At 52.2% G+C, this 1,366-nt stretch carries 1 protein-coding gene; it reads left to right on the top strand.

All coding sequences use genetic code 11. The features are described from left to right. Positions 1–37: 37 nt before the first annotated feature. Positions 38–1,366, top strand: a 1,329-nt coding sequence (locus L4C42_RS00545) for an Ig-like domain-containing protein (protein WP_429758910.1), incomplete at its 3' end; no start/stop codon positions are given.

The raw sequence follows: 1,366 nt of genomic DNA, 5'->3' as shown, positions 1-1,366 counted from the left end.
CGTCAATGATGAGCCAAGCATTACGATTGCCTCGACCTTGACCACAGACGAAGACAACAACCAAACGTTGAGCTTCAACTTTAGCGATGTGGATGGCGATACCGTCACGGCGACCGAGAAATCGGCGCCAAGTCATGGTGAGATAGCCATCAGTGGTACGGACATCGTCTACACGCCAACCGCCAACTACAACGGCAGTGACAGCTTCACCATTACCTTGACCGATGGTAGCGGCTACACGGTGGATAAAACCATCACCGTGACGGTCTCCAGCGTGAATGATGAGCCGAGTATTACAGTTGCGTCGACCTTGACCACCGATGAAGACAACAACCAAACGTTGAGCTTCAGCTTTAGCGATGTGGATGGCGATACGGTNACAGCAACGGAGAAATCCGCACCAAGCCATGGTGCGATAGTCATCAACGGTACGGACATCGTCTACACACCAAATGCGAACTACAACGGTAATGACAGCTTCACCATTACCTTGACCGATGGCAGCGGCTATACGGTGGATAAAACCATCACTGTGACGGTTTCCAGCGTGAATGATGAGCCGAGCATCACGGTGGCGTCGACCCTCACTACCGATGAAGACAACAACCAAACGCTCAGCTTCAGCTACAGCGATGTGGATGGCGATACGGTGACTGCAACGGAGAAGTCCGCGCCGAGTCATGGTGCGATAGTTATTAACGGCACGGACATCGTCTACACGCCAACCGCCAACTACAACGGCAGTGACAGCTTCACCATTACCTTGACCGATGGCAGCGGCTATACGGTGGATAAAACCATCACTGTGACGGTTTCCAGCGTGAATGATGAGCCGAGCATTACGGTTGCGTCGACCTTTACTACCGATGAAGACAACAACCAAACGTTGAGCTTCAGTTTTAGCGATGTGGATGGCGATACGGTGACGGCGACGGAGAAATCGGCGCCGAGTCATGGTCAGATAGTTATTAGTGGCACGGACATCGTTTACACGCCAACCGCCAACTACAACGGCAGTGACAGCTTCACCATTACTTTGACCGATGGTAACGGCTACACGGTGGACAAAACCATCAACGTCACCGTCTCCAGCGTCAATGATGAGCCAAGCATTACGATTGCCTCGACCTTGACCACAGACGAAGACAACAACCAAACGTTGAGCTTCAACTTTAGCGATGTGGATGGCGATACCGTCACGGCGACCGAGAAATCGGCGCCAAGTCATGGTGAGATAGCCATCAGTGGTACGGACATCGTCTACACGCCAACCGCCAACTACAACGGCAGTGACAGCTTCACCATTACACTGACCGATGGTAACGGCTACACAGTAGACAAAAAACCATCAACGTCACCGTCTCCA

The organism is Vibrio wakamikoensis, from assembly GCF_050337275.1.
Lineage (GTDB): Bacteria > Pseudomonadota > Gammaproteobacteria > Enterobacterales > Vibrionaceae > Vibrio > Vibrio chaetopteri.
This window is presented reverse-complemented; position numbering and strand designations above follow the sequence as displayed.